The following is a 26,932-nucleotide window of genomic DNA, read 5'->3' as shown; positions in this document are numbered from 1 at the left end:
ATCCTAGCTGGTGGCCTTCTTGCCCACCCAGCGGTACATGGCCGCGGCGGCACCAGCGAAGACGAGCACGCCCAGCCATTGCGCGATCGGGGCGAAGTCCTCGCCGAATAGCGCCAGCGGATCCGAGGTGCCTGCGGCAGCGATGATGCCGGCGTTGAGCACGCCGAATAGCGACTCACCCACAATAAGGCCGGTGGCCAGCAGCACGCCGAGGCGCTTGATCGGCTCCGGATCATCGTGCTTATCGGCCCAGCGGTTGTAGAAGAAACCGATGAAGGCACCAATCGGCACGATGAGGGTGAGGGACACAGGCAGATACATGCCCATGCCCACCGCCAGCGGCGGCAGGGAGAAGCGGGTGGTGCGGCGGAGGATCTCGTCTACCACGATGATGCCGGCACCGATGAGCGCGCCCAAGCCGATGCGGCTCCAATCCAAGGAATTGCCAAAGATGCCCTCAGCCACGCTGGACAGCAGCGCCGCCTGGGGTGCGGCCAGAGCATCCGGGCCGGCGCCCTCCATGCCCACGAAACCGAAACCGGTGAGCATCAACTGCAGCACCGGCGGAATGATGGCGGAGCCGAAGAGCACACCGATGATCAGCGCGAACTGCTGGCGCCACGGAGTTGCACCCACCAGCTGGCCGGTCTTGAGGTCCTGCAGGTTATCGTTCGAGATGGTGGCAATACCGAATACCACCGCCGAGGTAAACAGCGTATAGGCCACCAAGGCGGTGGCGTTGGTTTCGTGCTCATTGCCGGTGACCAGCTTGATCAGCAGTGCCGCGGTGATCACCACGATGATGCCCACACCCGAGATCGGGGAGTTGGAGGCTCCAATGAGACCGGCCATATAGCCGCAGATACCGGCCACCACCAGGCCCACCAGCAGCACGTAGATGATGCTCAGCAGCACCAGGCCGGTGGTGTGGTGGGTGATGGAGGAATCCTTCACAAACAGCCACAGCAGCAGCCCCACCGGCAGCATAGAGATCAGGGTGGTGGTGACCACGATGCTGAAGGGAATATCGCGCTCCGTGAGGGGCACGGACTGGCCATCGTGGCGGGCGCGGGAGGAGGCCAGAGCATCCTTCATGCCGGAGATGATGGGGCCAATGATCTTCAGCAGGGTCCAGATGGCGGCCACCGCCATGGCGCCAGCACCCACGAAACGCACATCCGAGGAGAACATGGCGGGCACGACCTCGTCGAGGACCCCGCCAGCGGAAATATCCTCGGAGGTGAAGATGGGCAGCAGCACACCATAGGAGATGGCGAAGCCCACGAGCATGGCAATACCCACGGCCACGCCCACTAGGTGGCCGACGCCGATCAGTGCCAGGGAGAGGCTGCCGCCGATCATGGTGCCGCCGGCACCGAACTTGAAGGTGGAGGTGACCGAGCCCGCCACGGCGCGTACCGCGGCCAGCAGGCCATAGCCGGCAGAGACCAGCGCGCCGCCGACGATCACGGCGAGCCCGCGCTTATTCTCCTCGACTGAGCCTTGCTCATCGCCCACCTTGAGCACCTCGGCGGCGGCGACGCCCTCGGGGTAGGGCAGATCCGAGCCGGTGACGAGGGCGCGGCGCAGCGGGATGGAATACATCACGCCCAAGATGCCGCCAATGGCGCACACGAAGGCCGTCTCCCAGTAGCTGAAGCCGCTCCACCAGCCGATCATGACGAGGCCGGGGAGCACGAAGATAATGGCAGATAGGGTGCCGGCGGCAGAGGCGATGGTCTGCACAATATTGTTTTCTTGGATGGTGTGGCCTGCGAACTTACGCAGGATCGCCATCGAGATCACCGCAGCCGGGATGGAGGTGGCAAAGGTGAGCCCCACCTTCAGTCCCAAGTACACATTGGCGGCGGTGAAGACCAGGGTAATGAGACCACCGATGATGACCGCTCTAAGCGTTAACTCACTGATCGGGCCGCGCGTCTGCGCCGCGGGCGAGCCCGTGTCGGAGGTTGTCGCGTTCATGTTCCTCTTTTCCATCGTGAAGAAGACAAAACTGGACGAGCCGGTGGCCGCGCGGACGCCCCAGCTCAGTCGATGCAGGCTGGCTGGGATGACGCTCGGCGCCACGGACCGCCACAGTGAAAGCGTTGTGCTAACGGCAACAATTATCCTCTTCCCGCCTGCACGGGGTGTGCTCGGGGCAGGTTAAGGCCATGGAAAGGGGGCGTAGGTGGTGGCTACACACGCGACAGCGCCGCCGCGTTCTACCACACGGGGTACAACGGGGCGGCGCTGGAAGCGCGAGGCTGCTTCTGCGAGAGCTAGTAGAAGCTGACGTTGCGGAATGCGTTGGGGTTATAGGTGGTCGGGCGGTTGAGCCGCTCGGCGTAATTGCCCCACTTGTTGCGGTCGACTTCTTTCTTCTCGGCTGCCGCGGCCGCAGAAGCAAGCCCAGCGAACACGGTGGTCAATGCGGCCACCTGAGCGTCGCTCGGATTGCCCTTGACGATACTCAAGAAGGGCTTCTTTGCAGCCTCTGCTGCCTCAGTGGTCTCTGGGGAATCCGTGTTCTCCGGACGGGAGTCTGACATGCTTTCTTCCTTTAAACTTCTCGTGGGCTCGCGCGTGGTAGCCGGCTTAGAGCGGGATATTTCCGTGCTTCTTGGCGGGAACGCTGACAACCTTGCGGTCGAGCAGGCGCAGGCCCTCGATGATCTGGCCGCGGGTCTCGGACGGCGGGATCACGGCGTCGACGAAGCCGCGCTCGGCAGCCATGTAGGGGTTAACGAGTTCGCGATCGTACTCGGCCTCGTATTCCTTCATCAACTCCTGGACATCCTTGCCTTCCTTGGCGGCGGCCTTGAGCTCCTTGCGGTAGATGAAGCCCACGGCGCCGGAGGCGCCCATCACGGCGATCTGTGCGGTGGGCCATGCGAGCACGATGTCCGCGCCCATTTCCTTGCCGCCCATCACGCAGTAGGCGCCGCCATAGGACTTGCGGGTGATCACGGTGATCTTGCCGACAGTGGCCTCGCAGTAGGCGTAGAGCAGCTTCGCGCCGCGGCGAATGATGCCCTCGTACTCCTGGTTGGTACCGGGCAGGAAGCCGGGCACATCCACGAACTCGAGGATCGGGATATTGAAGGCATCGCAGGTGCGCACGAAGCGGGCGGCCTTCTCGGAAGCCTTGATGTCCAAGCAGCCGGCGAATTGCATCGGCTGGTTGGCCACAATACCCACGGAGCGGCCCTCGACGCGGCCGAAACCGATGATGATGTTTTCGGCGTAGTTTTCCTGAATCTCCAAGAAGTCGCCATCATCGATGATGCGGGTGATGACGTCCTTCATGTCATAAGGCTGGTTCGGGGAATCCGGAATGAGGGTGTCCAGCTCCAGGTCAGCTTCGTTGATGTTGTCCTGGATGGAGCCTTCCATGATCTCCGCCTCAACACGCGGGGCCTCGTCGCGGTTGTTCTGCGGGAGGAAGCCGATGAGCTCGCGCACCCAGTCGAGGGCGTCGGCGTCATCTGCGCCGGTGTAGTGGGAGGTACCGGAGGTGGCCATGTGGGTGGAGGCGCCACCCAGCTCTTCCTGGGTCACTTCCTCACCGGTGACGGTCTTGATCACCGAGGGGCCGGTGATGAACATCTTGGAGGTCTTGTCCACCATCACGATAAAGTCCGTGAGGGCGGGCGAGTAGACGTGGCCGCCAGCGCAGGCGCCCATGATCAGCGAGATCTGCGGGATCACGCCGGAGGCTTGGGTGTTGCGGAAGAAGATCTTGGAGTAGAGGCCGAGGGACACCACGCCCTCTTGAATGCGGGCACCCGCACCCTCGTTGATACCGATGATCGGCACGCCGGTCTTAATCGCCATATCCATGATCTTGACGATCTTTTCGCCGTAGACCTCGCCGAGGGCGCCACCGAAGACGGCGCCATCCTGGGAGAATACACACACCTTGCGGCCGTCGATGGTGCCATAACCGGTGACGACACCGTCGGTGACGGGGCGCTTGGCATCGAGGCCGAAGTTCTTGGAGCGGTGCCGGGCGAGGGCGTCGATCTCCACGAAGGAGCCATCATCGAGCAGGTACTCAATGCGCTCACGAGCGGTCTTCTTACCCGCCTCGTGGACTTTCTCCACCGAGGCAGGGCCCATTGGGGCGTGGGTTTCGGTCAGGCGTGCTCGCAGATCGGCGAGCTTGCCTGCGGTCGTGTTTACGTCGGGCATGGTATCGCCCGGAGTCTGTGCGGCAGTCATAGTTCCTAAGTTTAGGTGTTGAAGGCCACAATGTTGCCCAAAGCGGCGTGCATTTCAATTTTCACCGCAAAAATCCACGTATACGGGGGTAATGTTCGGAGGGAAAACCCCACCTCGCCTCGGGATGAGGTGGGGTATGGGGTGGTAGGACGGTGGTTCGCTGCCCTAGCCGCAGGCCCTAGAGCGGCATATTGCCGTGCTTGCGGGCGTGGCGGTGTTCCACCTTGGAACGCAGCAGGCGCAGATTGCGAATGATGGACTCGCGTGTCTCCGAGGGCAGAATGACGGCGTCGATAAGCCCGCGCTCGGCAGCCTGATAGGGGGTGAGGAAGTGGTCGTTGTACTCCCGCTCATAGGATTCGATGAGCGCGGCTACGTCCTTGCCCTCGGCGGCGGCTGCAGTCAGCTCCTTGCGGTAGATGAACCCCACCGCGCCGGCTGCGCCCATTACCGCGATCTCCGCGGTCGGCCACGCCAGATTTACATCGGCGCCGAGGCCCTTGGAGCCCATCACGCAATAGGCGCCGCCATAGGCCTTGCGCATGGTCACGGTGATCTTCGGCACGGTGGCCTCGCCATAGGCGTAGAGCAGCTTCGCGCCACGACGCAGAATGCCGCCATATTCTTGGGCTGCACCGGGCAGGAAGCCGGGCACATCCACCAGCATCACGATCGGGATGTTGAAGCTATCGCAGGTGCGCACGAAGCGGGCGGCCTTCTCGGAGGAATCGATATCGAGGCAGCCGGCGAAATGCAGCGGCTGATTCGCCACGAATCCCACCGGCTGGCCATCGACGTGGCCGAAGGCGGTGACGACACTCTCGGCGCGATCGGCCTGGATCTCGAAGTAATCGGCGTCATCGGTGAGGGCGGAGATCACATCGCGCACATCATAGGGAACGCTGGGCGAGTCCGGGATGATGGAATCGAGGGCCAGCTCCTCCACGCTCGGCAGCTCCGCGAGATCCACCGGATCCTCCGGCGGGGCCTGGTCGCGGTTGTTATTCGGCAGATAGCGCAGCAAGTCCTGCACCCACTCGAGCGCATCCTCGTCCGAGGTGGCGGTGTAGTGGGTGTTGCCGGCGGTGGACATGTGGGTGGAGGCTCCGCCCAGCTCCTCTTGACTAATGAGCTCGCCGGTGACGGTCTTGATCACGTCCGGGCCGGTGACGAACATCTTGGAGCTTTCATCGACCATCACCACGAAGTCGGTGAGGGCGGGGGAGTAGGCGTTGCCGCCGGCGCAGGCGCCCATGATCACCGAGATCTGCGGCACCACGCCGGATGCCTGCACGTTCTGGTAGAAGGTCTGCGCGATGAGATCCAGCGAGACGGCGCCTTCTTGGATGCGGGCGCCCGCGCCCTCGTACAGGCCGATGAGGGGGCGGCCAGTGGTGGTGGCGAGTTCCATGATCTTGATCATCTTTTCGCCATAGACCTCTCCGAGGGCGCCGCCAAAGACCGCAGCATCCTGGGAGAAGACACAGACTTCCCGCCCGTCGATGGTGCCCCAGCCGGTGACAATGCCATCGGTGAGCGGCCGGCGTGCGTGCATGCCGAAATCGTGGGTGCGGTGGCGTGCCAGCTGATCGGTTTCCACGAAGGAGTCCTCATCCAGCAGGAAATCGAGGCGTTCCCGTGCGGTGAGTCGGCCTTGGTCGTGCCGCTTCTCAATGGGGCGGGTGCCCATGGGGGTGGCAGCTTCGGAACGCAGCTGTTTTAAGCCGGCGATCTTTTCGGCGGTGGTGGGGCGTCGATTCGGATCGGGGAGGGTGTCGGCGCGCAAAGGTGAGGAAATTGTCATGTTTGGGGATAGTAGAGCATTCTTTGTTTTGTGTCTAGAAATTTCGGGCATGTCGCCCAACTTTTTCCGTGTTCTCCCACACAGCCGCCGCGGCGAGCACTGTGCTGCGGTGGCCACAATCCGGTGCATAGGGCGAATAAACGACTAGTCTTGGAGGGCATGAACGAGCGCAGACCAATTGATACGGCCCGACTCCACCAGCGTGTCGTGGGTCATGGTCCTTTTACGCACCTCTACTACACCGAAGAAACGGGTTCGACGAACACAGATCTCGCTCGGGCGGCCACCGAGGGCGCCCCCACCTGGTCCGCGGCGGTGACCGAATCCCAAACCGCCGGCAAGGGGCGCAAGAACCGCGTGTGGGTCACCCCGCCGTATTCTCAGGTCACGCTGTCTGTGTTATTCCGCCCGCACGGCTCCGCCCTCGCGCGGCTGGGAACAATGCCGCTGATGACAGGGTTGGCGCTTATCGACGCCTTGCGCGAGCACTCCATCAACGCCCAATTGAAGTGGCCCAATGATGTGCTGCTCAATGGCAAGAAGCTCTGCGGCATCCTCGGCGAAGCCGTCTCCTTGGGCGAGGAGCCGGCGCTGGTGATGGGTCTGGGCCTCAATGTCTCGCTCACCCAGGAGGAGCTGCCGGTGCCGCACGCCACCTCGCTCGAGCTAGAAGGCTATGAGGTAGACCGCACCGATCTCGTCGGCGATATTCTCTTGGCGCTGCATCACCGCCTCGGCCAGTGGGCGGCCGGGGTCATAAGCCCCATGGACGCCTACCGCCAGGTGTGCAGCTCTATTGGGCAGCAGGTGCGGGTGCATCTCTCGGAAACGCAGGTACTGGAGGGGGAGTGTGTGGGTGTGGGCGATGATGGCCGCATCCACGTGCGCGATTCGGCCGGCGAGCTCCACCAGCTCTCCGCCGGTGATGTGGAGCATCTGCGGCTGAAGCGCTAGGCTGTGAGGCCACTATGACCATTGTGGACAACCGCGAGCGCTGCATCTTTGACGCCACCACCCCGGTGACAGGATTGACCTTCCCGGCGCTCGAACTCGTGCTGTGGACAGGGCTGGCGTGGATCGCCATCGGCTTTTTCGATCGCCTGCCCGGCAGCCCCGGCTATGAGCAGGTGGGCTATTTTCCCGCAGAAACCCGCGGGCTGGTGCTACTGCTGTGGATACTGCTGGTGCTGTGGCGCTTCGTGCTGCCCGTGGTGCGCGCCCGTCGCCGCCGCTTCACGGTGACCACCCAGCGGGTAGTGGTGCGCGGGCCCGCTCTGCGTGCCCGTTCCCAGTCAATTGGGATGCGCTATATCTACCGGGCGAGCAAGCAGCGCGGCGCCGTGGTCCTCGAGGTGGCCGGCCAACCCCACCCCATGGTCTTTCGCGGGGTACCTAAGCCCAAGCAGGCGGTCAAGGCAATTAATTCCGTGCTGGCGCAGCGGCGCTAGGCGGGCGGTGGTTGGAGTGGCCTCAAATACCCAGCGGGGTCTTTGACCTCCTACACTGTGTATCTGTGACTACAGAGCAGCCAGCTAGCGACCACATGTCCGCCCACGCCCCCGGCTTTCCGATCGTCGCCGTGATCGGCGATGGTCAGCTCGCCCGCATGATGCAGACGGCGGCCATCGAATTGGGGCAATCCTTGCGCGTGCTTGCCTCCCGCCCAGACTCCTCGGCCGCGCAAGTGGCCCACGATGTGTATATCGGCGATTACACCGATCTGGATGATCTCCGTGCGGTCTGTGCCGGAGCGGACGTGGTGACTTTCGATCACGAGCATGTGCCCAATGAGCACCAGCACACCCTCATCGGCGAGGGCGTCAATATCCAGCCCCGCCCTGAGGCGCTGGTCTACGCCCAAGACAAGCTGCTGCAGCGGCGCCACCTCAGCGAGCTGGGCGCGCCCGTACCGGACTTTGCCGCCATCACCAGCATCGCCGACGCCCGAGAGTTCTTCGCCCGCGTCAACGGCGCAGTATGCCTCAAGGCGCGCCGCGGCGGCTATGACGGCAAGGGCGTGTGGTTTGTCGATAGCGAAGAGGAGCTGTGCGAACGCGTGGAGACACTGCTCGCGCAGGGCATTGACCTCATGGCCGAGACCAAGGTGGAGCTGCGCCGCGAGCTCTCGGCCATGGTGGCGCGCCGCCCTTCTGGTGAATGCGTGAGCTGGCCGGTGGTGGAGTCGGTGCAAGAAAACGGGGTGTGTGCGCTGGCGGTCGCCCCGGCCCCTAGCCTCGATGAGAGCGTCGAGGCGCGCACCGCCGCGATGGCGCGGCGAGTGGCGGACACACTCGGGGTGACGGGGGTGCTGGCGGTGGAGCTCTTTGAAACCACCGCGGGCGAAATTTTTGTCAACGAGTTGGCCATGCGTCCCCACAACACTGGGCACTGGACCCAGGATGGCTGTGTGACCAGCCAATTCGAGCAGCATCTTCGCGCGGTGCTGGATATGCCGCTGGGGGCTACAACCCCCACCGCCGGCTACACGGTGATGGCCAATATCCTCGGCGGCGAGGAGGATCCAGAGCTCAGCTGGGCCGAGCGCCAGGCCGAGGTGTGGAAGCGCTATCCCCAGGCCAAGATTCACCTTTATGGCAAGGGCTATCGCCCGGGGCGCAAGATCGGGCACGTCAATCTCAGTGGCGAAGGCGATGCGGACGCCCTGCGTGCCGATGCGCGCGCCGCCGCCTATTTCATGGTTCATGCACACTGGCCCTCACAGTCGTGAGCGCCCGCGAGCGGATGTTCGAAGGAGAAAAAGAATGCAGCCAGTAGTTGGAATTATCATGGGCTCGGACTCGGACTGGCCCACCGTGGAGCCTGCCGCGGAGATCCTCGCCGAGTTCGGGGTGCCTTTTGAGGTGGGCGTGGTCTCGGCGCACCGCACCCCAGAGCGGATGCTGGACTATGCCCGCGAGGCTCACACCCGCGGCCTGAAGTGCATCATCGCCTGCGCCGGAGGGGCCGCGCACCTGCCCGGCATGGTGGCTGCGGCCACTCCTTTGCCGGTGATCGGCATTCCGCGGGCACTGAAGGATCTCGATGGCATGGATTCGCTGCTCTCGATCGTGCAGATGCCCGGCGGCGTGCCGGTGGCCACCGTCTCTATCGGCGGGGCGAAAAACGCCGGCCTGCTCGCCGTGCGGGTGCTCTCCGCTGGTGATTCCTCCCTGCTGGAGAAGATGGTGGACTACCAGGAGAATATGAAAAACGAGGTCTTGGAAAAAGACCGCGCCCTGCAGAAGAAGCTGCTCGGGTGAGTCCCCAGCCGCGGCCCGTGGTGGTGCTGGGCGCCAGCGTGGAGCATGCCCAGCCGCGCCGCCCCCTCGAGCGGCGGCTGCGTGCGGCCCTCGTCCCCGGCCGTGCAGCAATCGCCCGCGGGGACGTGGTGGTGGTTACTGGCCGCGATGAGGCGCCGGTAATGGCACAGTGGCTGGCGGAGCACGGCATCGACCGCGCCTCGATCATGCTGGAAGACCGAGCGGAATCCACCAATGAGAATCTGGAGCACGTGCGCGAGCTGCTACGGGAGCACTATGGGCGAGAGGACATCCGCTATGTGGTGGTCTCGAATCGCTTCCATCTGCCCCGCATCCGGCTGTGGGCGTGGCATCACGGCTACGAGGTAGAGACGATCGGGGCGCCCACTCCCTTCCCCGAGGTGCTGTGGTTATGCCTGCGGGAAGCGGGGGCGCTGGCGCATTCAGCGCTGCGAATCGTCTGGCGGAAGCTGAAACCTATTCTGGCCGCTGCGCCACAGGGTCACCGTGGCGATCACCAGGACGAGGGCCAGTAGTGCCGGCCATACCTCCGGCTCGGGGCGGAGAATATTAGCCACCGCCTGCGCCACGGCGACTGCGGCGAACGTGCCGCAGAACCCCACGAGCGCCTCCCACACCAATTTCTTACGCCTCATCTCACTCGACTGTGACACAGCGGCGATCCTTCCTCGAGCATTGGACGTGTGTATTCTCCGCGGCCCATCTTATCGGCCGTCGGTTTAGCCCTTCACGCCGCCGGCGGTGAGGCCGGCAACAATGCGGCGCTGGAATACCAGCACCATGATCACCAGCGGCACGGTCACCAAAGCGCCGGCGGCCATGATGGCCGCGTAAGGGTACTCGAACGCCGAGGGCCCAGAGAAACGGGCGATGGCGACCGTCACCGGCTCGGTGCTGGTGGTGGAGAGCTGCTTGGACAGCATGAACTCGTTCCAGGTGGCGATGAAGGCGAGAATAGCGGTGGTAAACAGCGCTGGCGCGGCCAGCGGCAAGAGCACCGTGCGGAAGGCCTGGCCACGGCTGGCACCGTCGACGCGGGCCGCCTCCTCGAGCTCCCAGGGCAGCTGCTGGAAGAAGGAGACGAGGGTGTAGATGGTCAGCGGCAGCGCAAAGGAGATATTCGGGATGATCAGCGCCCGGTAGGTGCCGATCCAACCGAGATCGCCGAAGAGCTGGAAGAGCGGGGTCACCAAAGCGATACCGGGAAACATGGAGGCGGCCAGCACGATACCGGTGACAAAGCCCTTGGCAGGAAAGTCGAGCCGCGCCAAGGCATAGGCGGTGAACACGCCCACCATCACGGCCAGCACGGTGGTGACCACGCCAATGAGCAAGGAATTGCCGATGGCGCCGAGAAAGTCATTGCCCTTATCGGTGGCCAGGGCGTCGCGGAAGTTATCTAAGGTGACGTGGGTGGGCCACGGAGTGGTGTCGAAAGTGTGGGAGCTATCGCGCAGCGCGGTCACGAGCATCCAGTAGAAGGGGGCCAGGCCCCAGACCAGAATCAGGATCACGCCGATATAGTTGCGCAGTGCTTTCATCGCTGGGCCTCCTTCAGCTGCAGCGGGGTATCCACCGCGGGCAGGGCCACGGTAGACGAGGGGAGTGCATCATCGTCATCGGTCGTGCGTTCGTCCTGGGTGGCACTGCGGTTGACGTCAGCGCCGAGGAAACGAATCATGATGAACGCGACGGCGAAGATGAGCAGGAAGATCAGGGTGGACAGCGCCGAGGCGGAGTTGAAGTTATTTTGCCGCAGGTCCTCCACCACCAGCTGCGAGATCGTCGCGGTGGGGGAGTTGGAGGATGCCGAGATCATAATGACCGGCAAGTCGTACATGCGCAGGGTATCCAGGGTGCGGAAAAGCACCGCCACCATCAGCGCCGGCCGAACCAGCGGTAGGGTGATTTGGCGGAAAATCTGCCAGGAATTCGCGCCATCGACCTTGGCGGCCTCGTAGACCTCCTTCGGGATCATCTGCAGCCCAGCCAAGATCAGCAACGCCATAAACGGGGTGGTTTTCCACACATCGGCGACGATCACCGCGAAACGCGCCGCCCAGGGATCAGTGGTCCACGCGACGTCGTGGCCCAGCAGGGAGTTAATCACCCCGTGCGGGGCGAAGATGAACTGCCACAGCTTCGCGGTGACCGCCGTGGGAATCGCCCACGGGATGAGCACCGCAGCGCGCAGCAGGGCGCGGCCCTTGAACTCGCGGTTCATCACGATCGCCATCCACATGCCCAGTACCACCTCGATGCTCACAGCCACCACGGTGAAAAAGAGCGTCACCCACACTGCCGGCCAAAAGTCGGAGGAGATCACGCCGGACGGGCAAGTGCTGATGGTGCCATCAGGCTGCATGCAGCGCTGGGTGAGCCAGTACAGGTAGTGATCGACACCGGCGAAGCCGCCATCAACGAACACGCCCGTGGTGGGATCGAGCCTTTTATCCTGCTGGAACGACAACCAGATGGCGCGCACGATCGGATAGCCGATCACGATCGCCAGCACGGTCATGGCCGGCGCGATGAGAAACGCGGCCTGCCGCCGTTGCTTCAACCTTTCCATCAGCTGCTACTCGCTTCCTTGGTATCGGGTGCAGTGGAGCATTCTTTTTGTCTCTTCTCTCAATGTAGCGCCAGCGCTCTCTCAGTGAGGCGTGCTCGCCCCGCTGGCAGGGAGGGCGGCGTCGATAAGCGCAGAAAACCCACTGCCCCGAGAAACAGGACAGTGGGTCGATGAGCCGGCGCGATGGCGCAGCGCCAGGGACTAACGCGAGGCGTTGGTGATGGCGGCGGACATCGACTCGGTGGCCTCGTCCACCGTGACGTCACCCTTGAGGGCGGCGGTGGCGTTGTTCTGGATGGCCTTAGACACGGCGGTGTAGAAGGGGGTCACTGGGCGCGGCTTGGCGTTTTCCAAAGACTCCTTCAGCGCGGGCAGGTAGGGGAATTCCTCAACCAAGGCCGCGTCATCGTAGATGGAGGCCAGCACCGGCGGGAAGGACTGCGCGGCGAAGCTCTTCTGGTTCTCCTCGGAGACGATGAACTCCATGAAGTCCTTCGCGGTGGCCTTGTGCTCGGAGTTGATATTGATGGCGTTGTTGTAGCCGCCCAGCGCGGACACGCCCACGCCGTCCTTGCCCACCAGGGGCTGGACCTCGAACTTGCCGGCGGTGGCCTCCGAGTCCTCGGCGTTGCGGTACATGTACGGCCAGTTCACCGCGTAGGCCGTGTTTCCCTCGGTGAAGGCCAGATTGGTCTCCTCCTCGGTGGTGGCCAGGGCGTTCTTGGCAATCACGCCATTCTTATAGGCGTCCACCATGGCCTGCAGGCCGGCGCGGGACTCTTCAGACTCCACTGCCGGGGTGCCATCCTCGTTGAGCACCTCGCCGCCCCAGCCGTGAATGAACGCGGAGGTATTGACGGTCAGGCCCTCATACTCCTTGAGCTGGATAGTCAGGCACTCCTTGTCCGAGACCTCCTCGCAGGTATTGGCCAGATCCTCCCAGGTTTCCGGGGCGTCCTTGACTAGCTCGGTATTGCGGTAGAGCAGCTGGGCGTTGGTGTTCTGCGGCAAGGCGTAGAGAGTGCCGCCATAGGTGGCGGACTCCACGGTGGCCGGCAAGAGGCCGTCGGTGTCTACCTCAAGGTCATCGGTGAGCGGAGCCAGCCACTGATTGGCGGCGAAGTCCGCGGTCCACACCACATCGAGGGCCATCACATCGAAATCCGAGTTGCCAGCTTGCAGCGACTGCACCAAGGTGTCGCGCTGCGCATCGGCCTCGCCGGCCAGCTCAGAGAGGGTTACCTGCTCGTCTGGGTGCTCGGCATTCCAAGCCTCGATAATGGGCGTGATCTTATCGGTGTCGTTTTTGCCCATCGCGAAGGTGATGGGGCCACGGCCATCGGCGTTGTCCACCTCGGGGGCTTCGGCGCTACCACCGTCAGAGGAACACGCGGTGAAGGCCAGCGCGGTTGCCGCGAGTACCGCGGCGGTGGACATGCGGGAAGTCGACATATAAAACTCCTTGGGTACTATGAACAACTTCCCTCAAATGTAGTGACCCACAGACATCCTGCGGGAGACTTGTGTAGTCGATCACCCCTAAAGAGGGCTATGTGATGCGACCGCCAGTCTCCACATCGAAGTAGTGGGCTTTGGCGAGGTCGAGCTCCACGGTGATCTGCGTGTCCCGGCCGATGGGCTCGCCATCGTGGCGCACCGCGAGCCGCACCTCGGGGCTGGAGATCAGATGCCCGTAGAGATAGGTGCTCGAGCCGAGAACCTCCACCAGATCCACCACGATCTCCACTGGGGCCCAGCGGCCTGGGCGCTGCTCACCCGGCACCGCGACGTGCGCATCCTCGGGCCGAATACCCAGCATGACTCGCCCGCGCTGCGGATCGGAGATCTCGATGAGGTTCATCGAGGGCGAGCCAATAAACCCGGCCACAAAAGCATTCGCCGGCTCACTATAGAGCTCCTGTGGGGTAGCGACCTGCTGCAAGGTGCCCTCATTGAGCACCGCCACCCGATCGGCCATGGTCATCGCCTCCACCTGGTCATGGGTGACATACACGGTGGTGGTGCCGAGCGTGCGCTGCAGGGCAGAGAGCTGGCTACGGGTCTGCACTCGCAGCTTGGCGTCGAGATTCGACAAAGGCTCATCCATGAGAAAGACCTGGGGTTCACGCACGATGGCGCGGCCCATCGCCACCCGCTGGCGCTGGCCACCGGAGAGATCCTTGGGGCGGCGATCCAGTAGCCCATCCAGATCCAAAAGCTGCGCCGCGCGCTCTACTCGCTCGTTGATCTCCGCCTTGCTGTGCTTGGCGAGCTTCAGCGAAAAGCCCATATTCTCCCGCACGCTCATGGTGGGGTAGAGCGCATAGTTTTGAAAGACCATGGCGATATCGCGTTCCGCCGGATCCATGCTGCTCACATCCTGATCCCCGATGAGGATGGAGCCGGAGCTAATTGCCTCCAATCCGGCCAAGGCCCGCAGGGTGGTGGACTTACCACAGCCCGAAGGGCCCACGAGCACCAAGAACTCGCCGTCGACGATCTCGAGGTCGAGATGACTCACCGAGGGCCGGGGCGCGCCGGGGTAGGTGATGGAGACATCGTTGAAACGCACAGAAGCCATGGCTTATATCCTAGGGCCTGCGCGCCCCGAAAAGGCAGGGCCCACACAAGCGGGCCCACACAGCAGAGACTCAGGGTGCTTCGGGGGAATCGAGCAGCGCCTTCTCCGCGGCGGCGATCTCTGCCAGGCGCTCCGCGGGGGCGCCACCCGCTACGACGACGGCGCTGCCCCCGGCACCGATAGCCGCGAGGGCGCGGTCATCCGCAGCAGGGTCCTCGCCGCGCAGCAGGATGCGCGCGGCCGTGCCCTCGGGATAGAGCTGCGCCAAAGGCTGGGTGGGGTGCGGGAAGTGATCGCCGTGCAGGCGCACCTCCGCACCGAGATCGAGGGCCTCGCCGATGTTGATGCCGCACTCGGCGGCGGAGCGGCCGAAGCCATCGATGGTCACGGCAATGAGCTCGCGTTCCTCCGCGCTATCCAGCCGCGTGGAGTCCTGGAAGAGCACCTCGCTCTCGGGATCTGCCGCATCCGCCACGGTGAGCTGGGCAGCCGCCGCTCCGAGTAGCAGCACCAGCCTGTGCCAGGAGCTATCGACGTCGACGGCGATGCTCTCCCCAGGGCTGAGATCCAGCTCGTCGATGAGGAAGTTTCCCATCTTGGCGGCCCAGTTATCGAGGGTCAGCGCCGAGAAATCCATGCGGAATCCGCGGGCTTCATCGTAGAAGGTCAATACGGGGGCGCTGGGGGCGTCGCGGTGCGCGTCGAAAAGCGTGAGCATGCACCCTAACCTAGTTGACGCAGCGCGGGCCGTCGCCGCCGGCATCGAGCGTGGGGGAGAGCTGAGAATCATCCAGCTCGGTGCCAGGCTCGCCGATGACCTCGGTGGATTCGTTTTCTACTGGGGCGTTTTCATCCTTCGGCCCGATGTAGTCATTGTGCACAACCACCACGACACTGCCCGGGTTGAGGGTGGGGGAAGAGATCACGGGCACCCCGCCGAGCTTGTCGGCGAGTGCGCGGGCGGCCGGATTCTGCGAATCGGCGGCAACCACTTGGGAGTAGGTGTACAGCCCTGCCGGGGCGTTGCCGATCTCGCCCATGGTGTAGCCATCATTCTTCAGCGCCCCACCCACCTGCGCGGCGAGGCCGGTGGTGTTGGTGGAGTTGAGGACGGTGACGTCCGTGATCGCGCTGGGGCCGCTGTTATCGGCTGCCGCGGCGCCGTTATCCTTTCGATCCTTCTGGCTGTCCGTGGACTTCTGGCCGTCGTGCTCGTCGCGGTTGAGGAGGCGATCAAAGTAATCGTGTACCTCGGTGCGATCCACAGTCACCACCGATTCGCCATAATCGCCCACGCCGTCGATGCTGGTGACGGGTATGGTTTCGAAGAGCACATTGCCGCCGGCCAGATCCTGCAGCTGGGTGGCGAAGCTCATGATGTCCCAGTCCTCGTCAATGATCACCGAACGGGTGACGGCATCGCCCATCTGATTCAACTTGGAGGGGCTGGTGAGCGTGTTGGTTTTGAGTGCGGTCTGCACCAGAGAGGCCATATAGGCCTGCTGCCGCACAATGCGGTCCAAATCACCGCGGGGCAGACCGTGGCGCTGACGAACGAAGGCCAGTGCCTCTTTGCCGCTGAGGGTCTGGCGGCCGGCGGGGAAATCCGCGCCGGAGAACTTGTCAGAGGTGGCCTCGTTCAAGCACACTTCCACGCCGCCGACAGCATCGGTGAGCAGCACGAAGCCGAGCAGGCCCACCTCCGCGTAGTGGTCCACGGTAATACCGGTGAGATCCGCAATGGCGTTGATCAGGCCCTTGCGGCCGGCGTCTTTGGATTGGCGGGCAATCTGCTGCTGATCACTCATGCCCTCCTTGTTCAGGCGCTCGACCTCCTTGGCCTTGTGCGCGGCAAAGACACCATTGATCTTGAGATTGCCGAACTCGCCATCATGAACATAGGTATCGCGCGGAATGGAGATGGCGGTGGCGGAGGAGCCATCGGAGGGCACGCGCACCACCATGATGGTGTCGGTGTTGTCGTTTTGCTCATCACCGGCGTGCAGCATGTCGATCTCCTCGGGGGAGAGCGAGTTGCCCTGGGCGTCGGTGCGGGAGTCAGAGCCCACGAGCAGGATGTCGGTGGCGCCGTCGCTGGGGGCATCCGAGCCGAGGCCGAGCGCGAGGTTGCCCGCGCTGGCCACATCCGAGCCGATCCGCCCCACGGAGAAGTAGCCGAGGCCAGAAATGGTCAGCACCATCACCGACAGCACCGCAACCACGGCCCGCCACCCTTTGGGGCCGGCCTGCTGGAGCTCGACGCCCGCTTTGGGGGCAGGGCTGATGTCGCGAACATAGCGTTGACGGTTCGAGCCTGACACGGGTGCTACACGCTCCTGACTGTGGCGCAACAAGGATCTGCTCCGCAGCGGAGGTGCCGCGTGCGGACTGTGCTGCGGGGCGCTACGGATACCCGCTACGCCGACAGCATATGAGATTCTAGTGACAAAGCACCAACAATTCCTAGACGCCGCCCGCCAATTCCCAAGGACACTCATGCGTATTACCGTTACCGGCGCCGCGGGCCAGCTTGGCCGCGCCCTCCGTCTCACCTGCCCACCTGAGCGCCGCGAGCACCTCACCTGGCTCAGCCGTAGTGAGCTGGACATCACCTCCCCGCAGCAGTGTGCGCTTATCGACGCCGACCTCATCATCAACACCGCCGCCTTCACCGATGTGGACGGCGCGGAGACCCAGCCCGCCGCGGCTGCGGCCGGCAATACCCGCGGCCCCCAGCTGCTCGCCGAGCATGCCGCCCGCACCGGGGCCTTCGTGGTGCATGTGAGCACCGATTATGTGATGGGTGCCGGGGCGGCGCCCGCCCCGCAGCCGGCGCCGGAGGATGCGCCCTGCCATCCGGAGACGGTGTATGGGCGCACCAAACTCGCCGGGGAACAGGCCATCGCCGCCAGTGGCGCCGATGCCACGGTGGTGCGCACCGCGTGGGTGTATTCGGGACAGGTGCTGCCCGAGGCCCGCGATTTCGTCTCGACGATGCTGCGCTTAGAGCGCGAGCACGACACGCTGACCGTGGTGGATGACCAATGGGGCAATCCCACCTTCGTTCTTGATCTGGCGCGAGGGCTGTGGGAGATCGTCGATAAGCATGAACAGGGCCAGCCCCTGCCGCAGGTGCTGCATTGTGTGGGCGGCGGCGAGGCCGTGACATGGTGCACCCTGGCTCGCGAGATTTTCCGCGCCGTGGGGGCTGATCCGGCGCGGGTGAAGGCGGTGGACTCCAGCGCCTATCCGCGCCCGGCCCGCCGGCCCCATAATTCGGCCTTGGGGACGCGGGCGTGGGAGCGCGCCGGGTTGACCCCGCTACCGGAGTGGCGCAGCGGGGTGCGGCGTGCGGTGAGCGGTAGCATGGAGTGATTGTGGATACCAATGCTCTAGCCATCATCACCGTGACCTATTCTCCTGGCCGTCACCTGCGGGAGTTCCTCGATTCCATCCCCGCGGCCACGTCCCGGCCGGTGCGCGTGGTCATGGCAGATAATGGCTCCCGCGATGGTGCCCCCGAGGCGGCCGAGCGGGACTATGACTGCGCGGAATTTCTGCCCACCGGCGGCAACGTGGGCTATGGACATGCCATCAATATTGCCGCCCAGCACCTCCAGACCGCGCGGGCGGCGGGGGAGGTGGATCCGCGTTATCTGCTCGTGGTCAATCCCGATGTGGTGTTTAGTCCCGGCAGCATCGATACGCTCGTGACTACTGCGGCCACCTGGCAGGGTTCGGTGGGGTCGGTGGGGCCGTATATTAAGGAGCCCGATGGTTCTGCGTATCCTTCCGCCCGCGCCGTGCCCACGCTCGGGGTGGGTATTGGGCACGCACTATTAGGCGGGGTGTGGAAGAACAACCCGTGGTCCCGCCGCTACCGCAATGATGCGGATATGAGCACCGCCCACACTGCCGGTTGGCTCTCTGGTTCCTGCCTGCTGCTCAACTGGGAGGCGTTCGACGCCATCGGCGGCTTCGATGAACGCTATTTCATGTACATGGAAGATGTGGATCTCGGAGATCGTTTGGGTCGGGCCGGATATGAGAATGTCTTTGAACCCGCCGCCGTGATCACGCACGCCAAGGGGCATGTGGCCGATCGGGACCCCGGCCGGTTGCTGCCCGCACACCACGAATCCGCCTATCGTTTCCAGGCGGATCGCTATCCCAAGGCCTATCACCTGCCGCTGCGCGTGGCTCTGAAAGTGGGGCTGAAGCTGCGGGAGATTCTTGCCGTGGCGCGGGCGCGCCGCAGCGCAGACTAGCCGCGCGCGGTGGCTGCCGCCTGCAGCGAGGAGCGCTGCTGGCGGGGCGGATGGCGGTGCCGCGCCCTGTGAACAGCACCACCGATATTTGCCGCGGCGCGTGGGCGTGCCGCGACCGACGCGGGCGCGCGCTGGGATAGATTACAAGGAAAGCACCACTGCTTTGGCTGCGGCCCACCTCTGCGTGCAGCCTGCGCCTGAGACGTGGGCGGGACTATTGAGATAAGTAAGGTACAAGCACTCGATGATGAGCTCACCCCACACATTCGATCCGGTGTCGACGACCCTAGCCGAGGGTACCGAGGTACCGGCGCGCGAGGTAGATGCCGTGATCTTGGTCGGTGGCAAAGGTACGCGCCTGCGCCCGCTGACGGTGAACACTCCGAAGCCCATGCTTCCCACCGCCGGTGTGCCCTTCCTGCAGCACCTGCTCGCCCGCATCAAGGCGGCCGGCATGACCCACATTGTTCTCTCCACCTCTTATAAGGCCGAGGTATTCGAGTCCTACTTCGGTGACGGCTCCGAGTTTGGGGTCGAGATCGACTACGTGGTGGAGGAAGAGGCTCTCGGTACCGGCGGCGGCATTCGCAACGTGCTGGAGAAGCTGCGCTATGACACTGCGCTCGTGTTCAACGGTGACGTGCTCGGCGGCGCGGATCTCGGGGCCCTCTTGGATACCCATGCCGCGAATGACGCGGACGTGACTCTGCACCTGGTGCGCGTGGCGGATCCCCGCTCCTATGGCTGTGTGACAACCGATAGCGAGGGGCGTGTGGTGGAGTTTCTGGAAAAGACCCAAGATCCGCCGACCAATCAGATCAATGCCGGCGCGTATGTGTTCTCTCGCCCCGTGATTGAGACCATCCCCGCCAATCGCAATGTCTCCGTGGAGCGCGAGATTTTCCCGCGTCTGTTGGAGGAGGAGTGCCGCGTGTTCTCCTATGTGGACAACTCCTATTGGCGCGATATGGGCACCCCAGAGGACTTCGTTCGTGGTTCTTCGGATCTGGTCCGCGGTATTGCCCCCTCGCCGCTGTTGGCAGGGTGCACCGGCGAGTCCGTGGTGGCTCCCTCCGCGGCGGTACGCGATGGCGTGCTGCTGCTCGGCGGCACGGTGGTGGGTCGCGGCACCGAGATCGGCGCCGGCTCCCGTCTCGACGCCACGGTGGTCTTCGATGGCGCCACCATTGAGCCCGGGGCGATCATCTCCAATTCGATCATCGGTGCGGGGGTGCATATCGGCCCCAATACCCACATTCACGATGCAATCGTGGGCGATGGCGCCACCTTGGGGGCACGCTGCGAGCTGCGCGGCGGGATGCGCGTGTGGCCGGGGGTGTCCATTCCGGATGGGGGCATTCGCTTTTCGACGGATGCCTAAGGGCTCGCGCTAGCCGCTGCCCGTAGCCGGCGCGCGAGGGACGCGCTGCGGGCGCAATGGCATATATGGCCGACGATATCTATATGTAGTACCCCCACGCCTCACCCCCGAGGCTGGGGGTTTGTTAATTTTGTGACGAATGTGGCGATTATCCAGCGAATTCGCGCATTTTCATCCAGGGAGGGCCGAAGCGGCTTGACGATATCTAGGCCTGCGTGTGTAATCACAAGTGTGTAACTGGCTCGCATTCCCTCTCGCTAGCCGGAGTCAAAAATCCACCCCAGTGGTGGGTGAGGAGCGGAACATTCCTCGGTGAAAATCACACGGAATGTTCCACCCCGAATACTGTCGGACTGATCTAGTGAGAGATAGCAGTGCGGGCTGCGCGCGAGGCGCGCTGAGGAAGTAGCAAAGAGATCACGCCGGCAAAGAAAGGGGGCTTGACGTGGAAAATAAGGCCGATCACCTCATGATCAACAGCGTCGAGGGTGAGTGCCCCGATACTGATGCGCAGGATCACGGCGATGCCACCACCCGTTCCGCTACGGCGGAATCCTCCTACGGTGAACTCAGTTTTGATGATCTCTTCGGAGCCGTCGAGCAGGAATGGCACGACCAGGCGCTGTGCGCCCAGACTGACCCCGAGGCATTCTTTCCCGAAAAGGGCGGCTCTACCCGTGAGGCCAAGCGTATCTGCAAGGCATGTGGTGTCCGCGATGAATGTCTGGAGTACGCCTTATTGCACGATGAGCGCTTCGGCATTTGGGGCGGACTCTCCGAGCGTGAGCGTCGCCGCCTGAAGAAGCAGCTCGGCTAATACGAGCCTTCATCCTGCTCAGAGCGGCCTAGACCCGCAGGGTCTGGGCTTTTTCTTTATCTCTCCGGTGTCGAGTGCCCCAATCAAAGCTCGAAGCTGGGATCAATCACGGTGGGGGCCACGTTGAGGAATGAGGCCACCAAAGCCACGAGCACCGTATCGAGCAGCTCGGCTCGTTCTTGGGGGTTGGGTGCGCGCAGCTCGATGGGCTTGCGAAAGAGCACGATGCGCGGGCGGGTGGGATTGCCATAGCGATCCACCCCGGCGGAGATGACGCGCCCCAGCGGTACTGGGCCGTCCGAGGCGATATCGTCCGGCAGGATGGTCAGATCGGTGCGCAGCCGCATGCGCGGGATCATGTCGATGGCAATATCGAGATGGTCTAACTCGGCGGCGAAGCGGGCCTGAATGGGGGCATAGGCCGCTAGGACGGCGCGATCAAAATCTTCGCTGCGGCTGACAAAGCGGGGCAAGGCCGCGGGCATCAGAGGCCCACGCACCCCGCGACCTCGACGGTCGCGAGAACGGAGGCGGGCAGGAAGGGTGCTCATAGCTTCCCACTCTAAGGGGCAGCAGCGGCCAGATGGGTGAGGCGCCACCGCCAAGGACTGTCTAAACCTTGACTAACAGTCTAGACTTTTGGGGCGTGAGCCAATTTCGTCGTTGTTCCCGTCCTGGCTGCGGCAAGCCTGCCGTGGCAACGCTGACTTATGCCTATGCGGAGTCCACCGCCGTGGTGGGGCCGCTCGCTGCTCGCAATGAGCCCCACAGCTGGGACTTGTGCGCAGATCACGCCGCCCGCATCACCGCCCCCTTAGGCTGGGAGATGCTGCGCGTGGACGGCATCGATACGGGGCTGCAGGATGATGATGAGCACCTCACCGCCCTCGCCGAGGCCGTGCGTGAGGTGGGCAAGAATGCCTCTGGGCTCGTGCCGCGCTCGGCCTTAAGCGAACATGGTTCGAGCACCCGCGCCGACGCTCAGCAGCGCGCCCGCGATGCGGAGAACCGCCGCCACCCCGCGCGCAGCCGCCAGGATCGCCCCAAGGGTGCGGTGGGCAAGCGCCATCTCTACATTGTTCCTGCTGAGAACGAGGAATCCTAAGCGGCGGCAGCCGTGTCCGCGCGGCGGGCTATAGTTGTCGGTACGTTTTTAATCCAGTAGATCTACGTGCCTGCAAAGGAAGAACTTTATGCGCTCGCCAGAGGCAGTCCATGCTGTAGTGAAGGCCTACGATATCCGCGGAGTCGTCGGGGAGAGTATCGACGCAGAATTCATGTACGACACCGGCGCCGCTTTCGGGCACCTGATCTATGGCGAGGGGTCTCGCCTGCTGGCCATTGGCCACGACATGCGCCCCAGCTCCCCAGAGCTCTCCCAAGCCTTCGCCGACGGTGCCGCCTCCCAGGGAGTGGACGTCATCCACCTGGGACTGGCCTCCACCGATGAGCTCTACTACGCCTCCGGGGTACTCGAGTGCGCCGGCGCGATGTTCACCGCCAGCCACAACCCCGCCCAGTACAACGGCATCAAGCTCTGCCGCTCCGGGGCGAAGCCGGTGGGGCAGGAGACCGGGCTGGCCGATATCACCGAGATGCTCATCGAGGGCGTGCCGGTGTTCGAAGGCGAACCCGGTAACACGGAAAGCCGCGACGTACTCGAGGGCTATGTGGACTATCTCAACGAGCTGGTGGATATCTCCTCCATCCGGCCGCTGCGGGTAGCCATCGACGCCGCCAATGGCATGGCGGGGCTGACCGCCCCAGCGATGTTCGCCGATAGCCCCATCGAGGTCGCAGACCTCTACTTCGAACTCGACGGCACTTTCCCCAACCACGAAGCCAATCCGCTCGACCCGAAGAACCTGGTGGATCTCCAGAAGTTCGTGCTCGACACCGGTGCCGACGTCGGTTTGGCCTTCGACGGCGATGCCGACCGCTGCTTCGTGGTGGACGAGAAGGGCCAGCCGGTAAGCCCCTCGGCGATTTGTGCCCTCATTGCCGAGCGCACTCTGCGCGAGCACCCCGGTGCGACGATCATCCACAATCTCATCACCTCCAAGAGCGTGCCGGAGATTATCGCCGAGCACGGCGGCACCGCCGAGCGCACCCGCGTGGGCCACTCCTTCATTAAAAAGACGATGGCCGATACCGGAGCGAAGTTCGGCGGCGAGCACTCTGCGCACTACTACTTCACCGACTTCTTCAATGCCGACTCCGGCATGCTGGCCGCGCTGCACGTCCTCGCCGCCTTGGGGGAGCAGGACGCCCCGCTCTCGGAGCTAATGGCCCGCTATAACCGCTACGCCGCCTCCGGCGAGATCAACTCTGTGCTGGAGAATGCGCAGCAGCAAGAGGAGCGTCGCGAAGCAGTGGTCGAAGCCTTCGCCGACCGGGCGGAATCCATCGACCGCCTTGATGGCGTGACCGTGGAACTGGCCGGCACTCCCGCTTGGTTTAATGTCCGCGCCTCCAATACCGAGCCGCTGCTGCGACTCAACGTGGAGGCACCCACCGCTGCGGATGTGGAGGAGCTCGTGAACGAGATCCTCGGCATCATTCGCGCCTAACCCGCCGCTAGGGGCCGCCACCCATGATGAACCAGCAGGAACTCTTCGACCTGTCCCACGAGGGCGCCCAAATCCGCGCCATTGCCAGCGCCGTGCGCGAAGGCACCCTCGAGCTGAGTATCTCGCCGCGGGCGATCATCGTGGTGGCGCCCGACTATCTCAATCGCTGCGTGGTGCGCGCGGGGCTTGCCTTGCTGCCCAGCGCCGGGGTACCGGTGGTGTGCGTGCCGGCGCTTCCGCGCTATGCTGGGGCGATGGATGTGGTGATCATCAGCGCCGATGAAGCTCACGAGCCCCAGGCCTATGCCGCCGCTAGCACCGCCCACGCGCGGGGATGTGTGAGCATCCTGCTCAGTCCTTTCGCCTCCTATACCGCGGAGGAGACTGGGGTGACTGGGGTGCCGGCACTGCCTTCGGTGACGCAGAACTCGCCGGCGCGCACCATCGCGGCCCTCGCCGCCGCAGTCCTCGGCCTGCGCATGGACGCCGCCGGGGTGGCCGACACCCTCGACTCGATTGCCGATGAGGTGGATGAGGAACTAGCCGCCTGCCATCCTGATCGCGATAGCGTGGTCAATCCCGCGCGCTCCTTGGCTGAGTATGTCCAGGACTCGCCGGTGGTCCACGTGGCGGCCAGTGACGATAGCGAGGAGATCGCTACCCTCATTGCGGCACTCTTTAGCCGTGCCGGCGGCGTGCACACCGCGCTATCGACGCAGGGCTATCGGCTCCACGAGGAGTCCTCGCCCAGTGCTACTGAGGACATCTTCTATGACCCGTTCCTCGACGAACCGCCGACGGTGCTATCCTCGAAGGTTGTTGTTTGGGCACTCGGCTCTATAGCCGATCTTGTGATGCCTATTGAAGCGCGCTGCGAATACTGCGAGAATCATTCAGCAGACACAGCGGACGCGCTGCCACTCGGAGACGCGCACCCAGCCGACTCCGAGTCACTTGCACCAGGCTTAAGGCTCATTGCACGCGCGTGGGCAGCCAGCTGCGCCACTGCCTAAATATGCAGCGCACTGGCTTCGCGTGTAGTTGCATGAGCCGCTTTAAGGCGTGCGCCCGCAAAGCGCAGGCCAAGGAGGTAATAGAAGTACATGCACCGTCTCGAGGGAATCGAGCGGGCCTATCCATGGGGTTCCCGCACCGCCATTCCACGGCTGAAAGGGGATCAGGCCCCCGCGCCGCATCCCATCGCCGAACTGTGGTTTGGGGCGCACCCGGCTTCTCCTTCCACGGTGGACGGCGAGCCGCTGAGCGAGCTCATTGCCCAGCAGCCCAGCGCGTGGCTGGGCGAGCGCATCGCCGATCGCTACCAGAACCGGCTGCCGTATTTGGTCAAGATTCTCGCCGCCGATGAGCCCTTGAGCCTCCAAGCCCATCCCTCGAAGCAGCAAGCCGAGGATGGCTGGGAGCGGGAGAATGCCCTCGGTATTCCGGTAGGCGGGGCGCAGCGCAACTACAAGGACGATAACCACAAGCCCGAGGTGCTGGTGGCGCTGTCCGAGTTTGAGGCCATGGCGGGCTTCCGTCCCCTCGCGCAGACGATTCAGCTGCTGCGCCAACTGAACTGCGCGGCCATGGAGCGCTACCTGCACATGATTGACGATGGCCAGGCGCTCGCGGAGAAGGAAGAGGAAAACCGCCTCCGGGCGCTGTTCACCACCTGGATTACCATTCCCACCGCCGCCCGGGCGGAGCTGATTCAAAGCCTCATCGACGCCATCGACGCTCTCGATGAGGCACAGGTGGAGCCGTGGATCGCCCACACCGTGCACAATGTGCGCGCCATCAATGAGCGCTATCCCAATGACATCGGCGTGCTGGGTGCCTTGTTGCTCAACCACGTGCGGCTCGAGCCCGGCGAGGCAATCTATCTGCGTGCCGGCTCTCTCCACGCCTATCTGCACGGGGTGGGCGTGGAAGTGATGGCCAACTCGGACAATGTGCTGCGCGGTGGCCTCACCACCAAGCATGTAGACGTGCCCGAGCTGGTGAAGGTCTTGGGCTTCGCCCCGCTCGTTGATCCCTTCGTGACAACGCAGAGAACCACTCAGGCGGGAACCACCATCACCCGCTATCCCGTTCCGATCGAGGATTTCACGCTCTCGTGCGCGCACATCGACGCTGCGAACCCGCCGCTCGACCTGCAGCTCAGCGGCCCCACCATCCTGGTGGCCACCGCCGGCGAGCTGACGGTCACCGATGCTGCCGGCGAGCAGCTGACACTTCGCCCCACCGAGGCGGTGTGGATGGATGAGCGCGATCGCGCTGTGAGCGTGGCCACCAGCGAGAGCGCCCACCTATTCTGGGCGTTCGCCTAAACACCCCAAGAACCCACAAAACGGCCCCCATCCTCAAGGAGGGGGCCGTTTCTGCTATTTGGATAGGGCGTCCGAGTTAAGAGCTTTCGGTGTTCCGCGGCGAGCTCACTGTGGGGCCGGTGCTCGTAGTATCGGCGCCGGCGTTCTCCTTCGCCGAGGAAGGCTGCGCGGCCGAGCTGCTCGGGGCGGCGGAGGAGGGCGCAGGGCTGCGCGGCTGGGAGCTGCTCGGGGCTGTGCTCGTCGCGCTCGGTTGGGTGCTGCTGTGTTCATCCGCAGAGCGCTCGCTGGGCTCTACGGCGGCGGAGCTGGTCGGCTCGCTCGAAGGCGTGCTTGTTGCCGTGCTCTCCGCGGGTGCATCCGTGGTGCTGCTCGGCACGGGCTCGACGTCCCCACTGGTCGGGGTGTAGGTGTCATCATCCTGCGGCGTCGTAGTCGTGCTGCTCTCCGAGGAGGTGCTAGCGGAATCACTCGTGCTCGGAGTGGAGGAGCTGCTGCTGATTGCCGAGGTGGAGGGCTCGCCCGTGCCAATGATCGGGGGAATACTCGGGAGGAACGACGGCAGCTGGGGGCTTGTAGTCGCGGTTTCGCCGGTGGTAGGCAGGCGCAGCACCTTGGTGGGCGGGGCCGTGCTACTCAGAGGCGCCCCGAGGGCCTGCGGGGTCGAGCTGCGACTGGGGGCGAGGGGCGTCATGCGGGAAGGGCTGGCCTGGTACTCGGCCGAGCTATCCTCGTCCTCTCGGCGCTCCGGCTCGCTCGATGCCTCGGTGGAGGACGAAGAAGAGACGCTCTCGGATCCATTGACCGAGACATAGCCGCCGCGGGTCTCCGTGGATCCTTCGCTGCGGCCATTATTAGGGGCCGAGAGCCACCATGCGCCGACACCCACGATCAGTGCGATCGCCAAGCCGGCGGAGGTGAACAGGAAGAATCGCTTCAGGTCGGTATCGACCATCGCTCACCTCATCTTCCGCTCGGCGGGCCTCGTGCACCGCTCATGAGCAAATATAACGAATCTATAACTCGCCATGGACGATAACACGAATAGGGGGGCCGTGAAAAGAGCGATAAGCAAGAAATGTTGGGCGCCGTGGCGCTTGTGCTTGA

Annotated in this window: 26 protein-coding genes; 13 read left to right on the top strand and 13 right to left on the bottom strand. The window is 64.0% G+C overall.

What is annotated here, in order from left to right:
- Positions 1-3: 3 nt before the first annotated feature.
- The 4 genes from GBB11_RS07685 to GBB11_RS07670 all read right to left on the bottom strand — a co-directional run bounded on the left by GBB11_RS07685 (position 4) and on the right by GBB11_RS07670 (position 6,028).
- Positions 4-1,983, bottom strand: a complete 1,980-nt coding sequence (locus tag GBB11_RS07685; RefSeq protein WP_151550083.1) for an OPT family oligopeptide transporter — start codon at positions 1,981-1,983, stop codon at positions 4-6.
- Between the two features lie 299 nt (positions 1,984-2,282).
- Positions 2,283-2,552 carry an acyl-CoA carboxylase subunit epsilon gene (locus tag GBB11_RS07680; protein WP_151529523.1) on the bottom strand — a complete coding sequence of 90 codons (270 nt, stop codon included), beginning with the start codon at positions 2,550-2,552 and terminating at the stop codon, positions 2,283-2,285.
- A gap of 46 nt (positions 2,553-2,598) precedes the next feature.
- Positions 2,599-4,224 (bottom strand): acyl-CoA carboxylase subunit beta, encoded by a 1,626-nt coding sequence (locus GBB11_RS07675; RefSeq protein WP_151529521.1) that lies wholly within the window; start codon positions 4,222-4,224, stop codon positions 2,599-2,601.
- A gap of 178 nt (positions 4,225-4,402) precedes the next feature.
- Positions 4,403-6,028, bottom strand: coding sequence for an acyl-CoA carboxylase subunit beta (locus tag GBB11_RS07670; RefSeq protein WP_151550082.1), 1,626 nt, complete (start codon positions 6,026-6,028; stop codon positions 4,403-4,405).
- A 159-nt stretch (positions 6,029-6,187) separates the two neighbouring features.
- On the opposite strand from GBB11_RS07670, the gene GBB11_RS07665 reads away from it, so the two are divergent.
- The 5 genes from GBB11_RS07665 (at position 6,188) to GBB11_RS07645 (ending at position 9,824) form a co-directional block, all read left to right on the top strand.
- Positions 6,188-6,982, top strand: a complete 795-nt coding sequence (locus GBB11_RS07665; protein ID WP_151550081.1) for a biotin--[acetyl-CoA-carboxylase] ligase — start codon at positions 6,188-6,190, stop codon at positions 6,980-6,982.
- A 14-nt stretch (positions 6,983-6,996) separates the two neighbouring features.
- Complete coding sequence (locus GBB11_RS07660; protein ID WP_151550080.1) at positions 6,997-7,476, top strand: hypothetical protein; 480 nt, start codon at positions 6,997-6,999, stop codon at positions 7,474-7,476.
- A gap of 95 nt (positions 7,477-7,571) precedes the next feature.
- The gene (locus tag GBB11_RS07655; protein WP_151550107.1) at positions 7,572-8,756 is read left to right on the top strand and encodes a 5-(carboxyamino)imidazole ribonucleotide synthase; all 1,185 of its coding nucleotides are present in this window, start codon (positions 7,572-7,574) and stop codon (positions 8,754-8,756) included.
- Between the two features lie 34 nt (positions 8,757-8,790).
- Complete coding sequence (gene purE, locus GBB11_RS07650; protein WP_151550079.1) at positions 8,791-9,288, top strand: 5-(carboxyamino)imidazole ribonucleotide mutase; 498 nt, start codon at positions 8,791-8,793, stop codon at positions 9,286-9,288.
- Positions 9,285-9,824, top strand: coding sequence for a YdcF family protein (locus GBB11_RS07645; RefSeq protein ID WP_151550078.1), 540 nt, complete (start codon positions 9,285-9,287; stop codon positions 9,822-9,824). Before purE ends, GBB11_RS07645 begins: the two co-directional genes overlap by 4 nt.
- Here GBB11_RS07645 and GBB11_RS10950 read toward each other — a convergent pair.
- The 7 genes from GBB11_RS10950 to GBB11_RS07610 all read right to left on the bottom strand — a co-directional run bounded on the left by GBB11_RS10950 (position 9,732) and on the right by GBB11_RS07610 (position 16,663).
- Positions 9,732-9,944, bottom strand: coding sequence for a hypothetical protein (locus GBB11_RS10950; protein ID WP_151550106.1), 213 nt, complete (start codon positions 9,942-9,944; stop codon positions 9,732-9,734). The two genes, GBB11_RS07645 and GBB11_RS10950, sit on opposite strands and share 93 nt — an antisense overlap.
- A gap of 84 nt (positions 9,945-10,028) precedes the next feature.
- The gene (locus tag GBB11_RS07635) at positions 10,029-10,850 is read right to left on the bottom strand and encodes a carbohydrate ABC transporter permease (RefSeq protein WP_151550077.1); all 822 of its coding nucleotides are present in this window, start codon (positions 10,848-10,850) and stop codon (positions 10,029-10,031) included.
- On the bottom strand, positions 10,847-11,881 hold the full coding sequence (locus GBB11_RS07630; protein WP_151550076.1) for a carbohydrate ABC transporter permease: 1,035 nt from the start codon (positions 11,879-11,881) through the stop codon (positions 10,847-10,849). The genes GBB11_RS07635 and GBB11_RS07630 overlap by 4 nt, the downstream gene beginning before the upstream one ends.
- Before the next feature lie 201 nt (positions 11,882-12,082).
- Positions 12,083-13,333, bottom strand: coding sequence for an ABC transporter substrate-binding protein (locus GBB11_RS07625; RefSeq protein ID WP_151550075.1), 1,251 nt, complete (start codon positions 13,331-13,333; stop codon positions 12,083-12,085).
- 97 nt (positions 13,334-13,430) lie between these two features.
- Positions 13,431-14,462 (bottom strand): ABC transporter ATP-binding protein, encoded by a 1,032-nt coding sequence (locus GBB11_RS07620; protein WP_151550074.1) that lies wholly within the window; start codon positions 14,460-14,462, stop codon positions 13,431-13,433.
- A gap of 70 nt (positions 14,463-14,532) precedes the next feature.
- A complete protein-coding gene (locus tag GBB11_RS07615) occupies positions 14,533-15,180 on the bottom strand; it encodes a TIGR03089 family protein (protein WP_151550073.1) in 648 nt (215 codons plus the stop codon).
- A 10-nt stretch (positions 15,181-15,190) separates the two neighbouring features.
- Positions 15,191-16,663: an LCP family protein gene (locus GBB11_RS07610; RefSeq protein WP_151550105.1), complete on the bottom strand. Its 1,473-nt coding sequence runs from the start codon at positions 16,661-16,663 to the stop codon at positions 15,191-15,193.
- A 295-nt stretch (positions 16,664-16,958) separates the two neighbouring features.
- Between GBB11_RS07610 and rfbD the strand changes: the two genes are divergently transcribed.
- The 4 genes from rfbD to GBB11_RS07590 all read left to right on the top strand — a co-directional run bounded on the left by rfbD (position 16,959) and on the right by GBB11_RS07590 (position 20,928).
- A complete protein-coding gene (rfbD, locus tag GBB11_RS07605) occupies positions 16,959-17,837 on the top strand; it encodes a dTDP-4-dehydrorhamnose reductase (RefSeq protein WP_151550072.1) in 879 nt (292 codons plus the stop codon).
- Positions 17,834-18,730, top strand: coding sequence for a glycosyltransferase family 2 protein (locus GBB11_RS07600; RefSeq protein ID WP_151550071.1), 897 nt, complete (start codon positions 17,834-17,836; stop codon positions 18,728-18,730). Before rfbD ends, GBB11_RS07600 begins: the two co-directional genes overlap by 4 nt.
- A 247-nt stretch (positions 18,731-18,977) precedes the next feature.
- Positions 18,978-20,111 (top strand): sugar phosphate nucleotidyltransferase, encoded by a 1,134-nt coding sequence (locus tag GBB11_RS07595; RefSeq protein ID WP_370451595.1) that lies wholly within the window; start codon positions 18,978-18,980, stop codon positions 20,109-20,111.
- 469 nt (positions 20,112-20,580) lie between these two features.
- Complete coding sequence (locus GBB11_RS07590) at positions 20,581-20,928, top strand: WhiB family transcriptional regulator (RefSeq protein ID WP_225979276.1); 348 nt, start codon at positions 20,581-20,583, stop codon at positions 20,926-20,928.
- An 83-nt stretch (positions 20,929-21,011) separates the two neighbouring features.
- Here GBB11_RS07590 and GBB11_RS07585 read toward each other — a convergent pair whose 3' ends face one another.
- The gene (locus GBB11_RS07585; RefSeq protein WP_151529496.1) at positions 21,012-21,479 is read right to left on the bottom strand and encodes a metallopeptidase family protein; all 468 of its coding nucleotides are present in this window, start codon (positions 21,477-21,479) and stop codon (positions 21,012-21,014) included.
- A 95-nt stretch (positions 21,480-21,574) separates the two neighbouring features.
- Here GBB11_RS07585 and GBB11_RS07580 point away from each other — a divergent pair, with 95 nt between their 5' ends.
- The 4 genes from GBB11_RS07580 (at position 21,575) to manA (ending at position 25,828) form a co-directional block, all read left to right on the top strand.
- Positions 21,575-22,033: a DUF3499 domain-containing protein gene (locus GBB11_RS07580; RefSeq protein WP_151529494.1), complete on the top strand. Its 459-nt coding sequence runs from the start codon at positions 21,575-21,577 to the stop codon at positions 22,031-22,033.
- An 88-nt stretch (positions 22,034-22,121) separates the two neighbouring features.
- Entirely contained in the window at positions 22,122-23,498 is a 1,377-nt protein-coding gene (locus tag GBB11_RS07575) for a phosphomannomutase/phosphoglucomutase (RefSeq protein ID WP_151550069.1), read from the top strand.
- A 23-nt stretch (positions 23,499-23,521) separates the two neighbouring features.
- A complete protein-coding gene (locus tag GBB11_RS07570) occupies positions 23,522-24,511 on the top strand; it encodes a hypothetical protein (RefSeq protein WP_151550068.1) in 990 nt (329 codons plus the stop codon).
- 90 nt (positions 24,512-24,601) lie between these two features.
- Positions 24,602-25,828 (top strand): mannose-6-phosphate isomerase, class I, encoded by a 1,227-nt coding sequence (manA, locus tag GBB11_RS07565; RefSeq protein WP_151550067.1) that lies wholly within the window; start codon positions 24,602-24,604, stop codon positions 25,826-25,828.
- 76 nt (positions 25,829-25,904) lie between these two features.
- Here the strand turns inward: manA and GBB11_RS07560 are convergent, their stop codons facing one another.
- Positions 25,905-26,780 carry a hypothetical protein gene (locus GBB11_RS07560; RefSeq protein WP_151550066.1) on the bottom strand — a complete coding sequence of 292 codons (876 nt, stop codon included), beginning with the start codon at positions 26,778-26,780 and terminating at the stop codon, positions 25,905-25,907.
- Positions 26,781-26,932 lie beyond the last annotated feature (152 nt).

Origin of the sequence: Corynebacterium sp. 74A, assembly GCF_008930665.1 — a bacterium.
Taxonomy (GTDB): domain Bacteria; phylum Actinomycetota; class Actinomycetes; order Mycobacteriales; family Mycobacteriaceae; genus Corynebacterium; species Corynebacterium megadyptis.
The sequence above is the reverse complement of the archived record's forward strand: the minus strand, read 5'-3'. Positions and strand labels throughout refer to the sequence as shown.

Excerpts from the sequence above, each read along its gene's own strand:
- GBB11_RS07655 (WP_151550107.1), top strand. The coding sequence starts at position 7,572 with ATGTCCGCCCACGCCCCCGGCTTTCCGATCGTCGCCGTGATCGGCGAT.
- GBB11_RS07615 (WP_151550073.1), bottom strand. The coding sequence starts at position 15,180 with ATGCTCACGCTTTTCGACGCGCACCGCGACGCCCCCAGCGCCCCCGTA.
- GBB11_RS07570 (WP_151550068.1), top strand. The coding sequence starts at position 23,522 with ATGATGAACCAGCAGGAACTCTTCGACCTGTCCCACGAGGGCGCCCAA.
- GBB11_RS07675 (WP_151529521.1), bottom strand. The coding sequence starts at position 4,224 with ATGACTGCCGCACAGACTCCGGGCGATACCATGCCCGACGTAAACACG.
- GBB11_RS07620 (WP_151550074.1), bottom strand. The coding sequence starts at position 14,462 with ATGGCTTCTGTGCGTTTCAACGATGTCTCCATCACCTACCCCGGCGCG.
- GBB11_RS07610 (WP_151550105.1), bottom strand. The coding sequence starts at position 16,663 with ATGGTGCTGACCATTTCTGGCCTCGGCTACTTCTCCGTGGGGCGGATC.
- GBB11_RS07680 (WP_151529523.1), bottom strand. The coding sequence starts at position 2,552 with ATGTCAGACTCCCGTCCGGAGAACACGGATTCCCCAGAGACCACTGAG.
- rfbD (WP_151550072.1), top strand. The coding sequence starts at position 16,959 with ATGCGTATTACCGTTACCGGCGCCGCGGGCCAGCTTGGCCGCGCCCTC.
- GBB11_RS07660 (WP_151550080.1), top strand. The coding sequence starts at position 6,997 with ATGACCATTGTGGACAACCGCGAGCGCTGCATCTTTGACGCCACCACC.
- GBB11_RS07665 (WP_151550081.1), top strand. The coding sequence starts at position 6,188 with ATGAACGAGCGCAGACCAATTGATACGGCCCGACTCCACCAGCGTGTC.
- GBB11_RS07590 (WP_225979276.1), top strand. The coding sequence starts at position 20,581 with ATGATCAACAGCGTCGAGGGTGAGTGCCCCGATACTGATGCGCAGGAT.
- GBB11_RS07670 (WP_151550082.1), bottom strand. The coding sequence starts at position 6,028 with ATGACAATTTCCTCACCTTTGCGCGCCGACACCCTCCCCGATCCGAAT.
- purE (WP_151550079.1), top strand. The coding sequence starts at position 8,791 with ATGCAGCCAGTAGTTGGAATTATCATGGGCTCGGACTCGGACTGGCCC.
- manA (WP_151550067.1), top strand. The coding sequence starts at position 24,602 with ATGCACCGTCTCGAGGGAATCGAGCGGGCCTATCCATGGGGTTCCCGC.
- GBB11_RS07595 (WP_370451595.1), top strand. The coding sequence starts at position 18,978 with ATGAGCTCACCCCACACATTCGATCCGGTGTCGACGACCCTAGCCGAG.
- GBB11_RS07635 (WP_151550077.1), bottom strand. The coding sequence starts at position 10,850 with ATGAAAGCACTGCGCAACTATATCGGCGTGATCCTGATTCTGGTCTGG.
- GBB11_RS07575 (WP_151550069.1), top strand. The coding sequence starts at position 22,122 with ATGCGCTCGCCAGAGGCAGTCCATGCTGTAGTGAAGGCCTACGATATC.
- GBB11_RS07585 (WP_151529496.1), bottom strand. The coding sequence starts at position 21,479 with ATGAGCACCCTTCCTGCCCGCCTCCGTTCTCGCGACCGTCGAGGTCGC.
- GBB11_RS07685 (WP_151550083.1), bottom strand. The coding sequence starts at position 1,983 with ATGAACGCGACAACCTCCGACACGGGCTCGCCCGCGGCGCAGACGCGC.
- GBB11_RS07560 (WP_151550066.1), bottom strand. The coding sequence starts at position 26,780 with ATGGTCGATACCGACCTGAAGCGATTCTTCCTGTTCACCTCCGCCGGC.
- GBB11_RS07625 (WP_151550075.1), bottom strand. The coding sequence starts at position 13,333 with ATGTCGACTTCCCGCATGTCCACCGCCGCGGTACTCGCGGCAACCGCG.
- GBB11_RS07630 (WP_151550076.1), bottom strand. The coding sequence starts at position 11,881 with ATGGAAAGGTTGAAGCAACGGCGGCAGGCCGCGTTTCTCATCGCGCCG.
- GBB11_RS10950 (WP_151550106.1), bottom strand. The coding sequence starts at position 9,944 with ATGAGGCGTAAGAAATTGGTGTGGGAGGCGCTCGTGGGGTTCTGCGGC.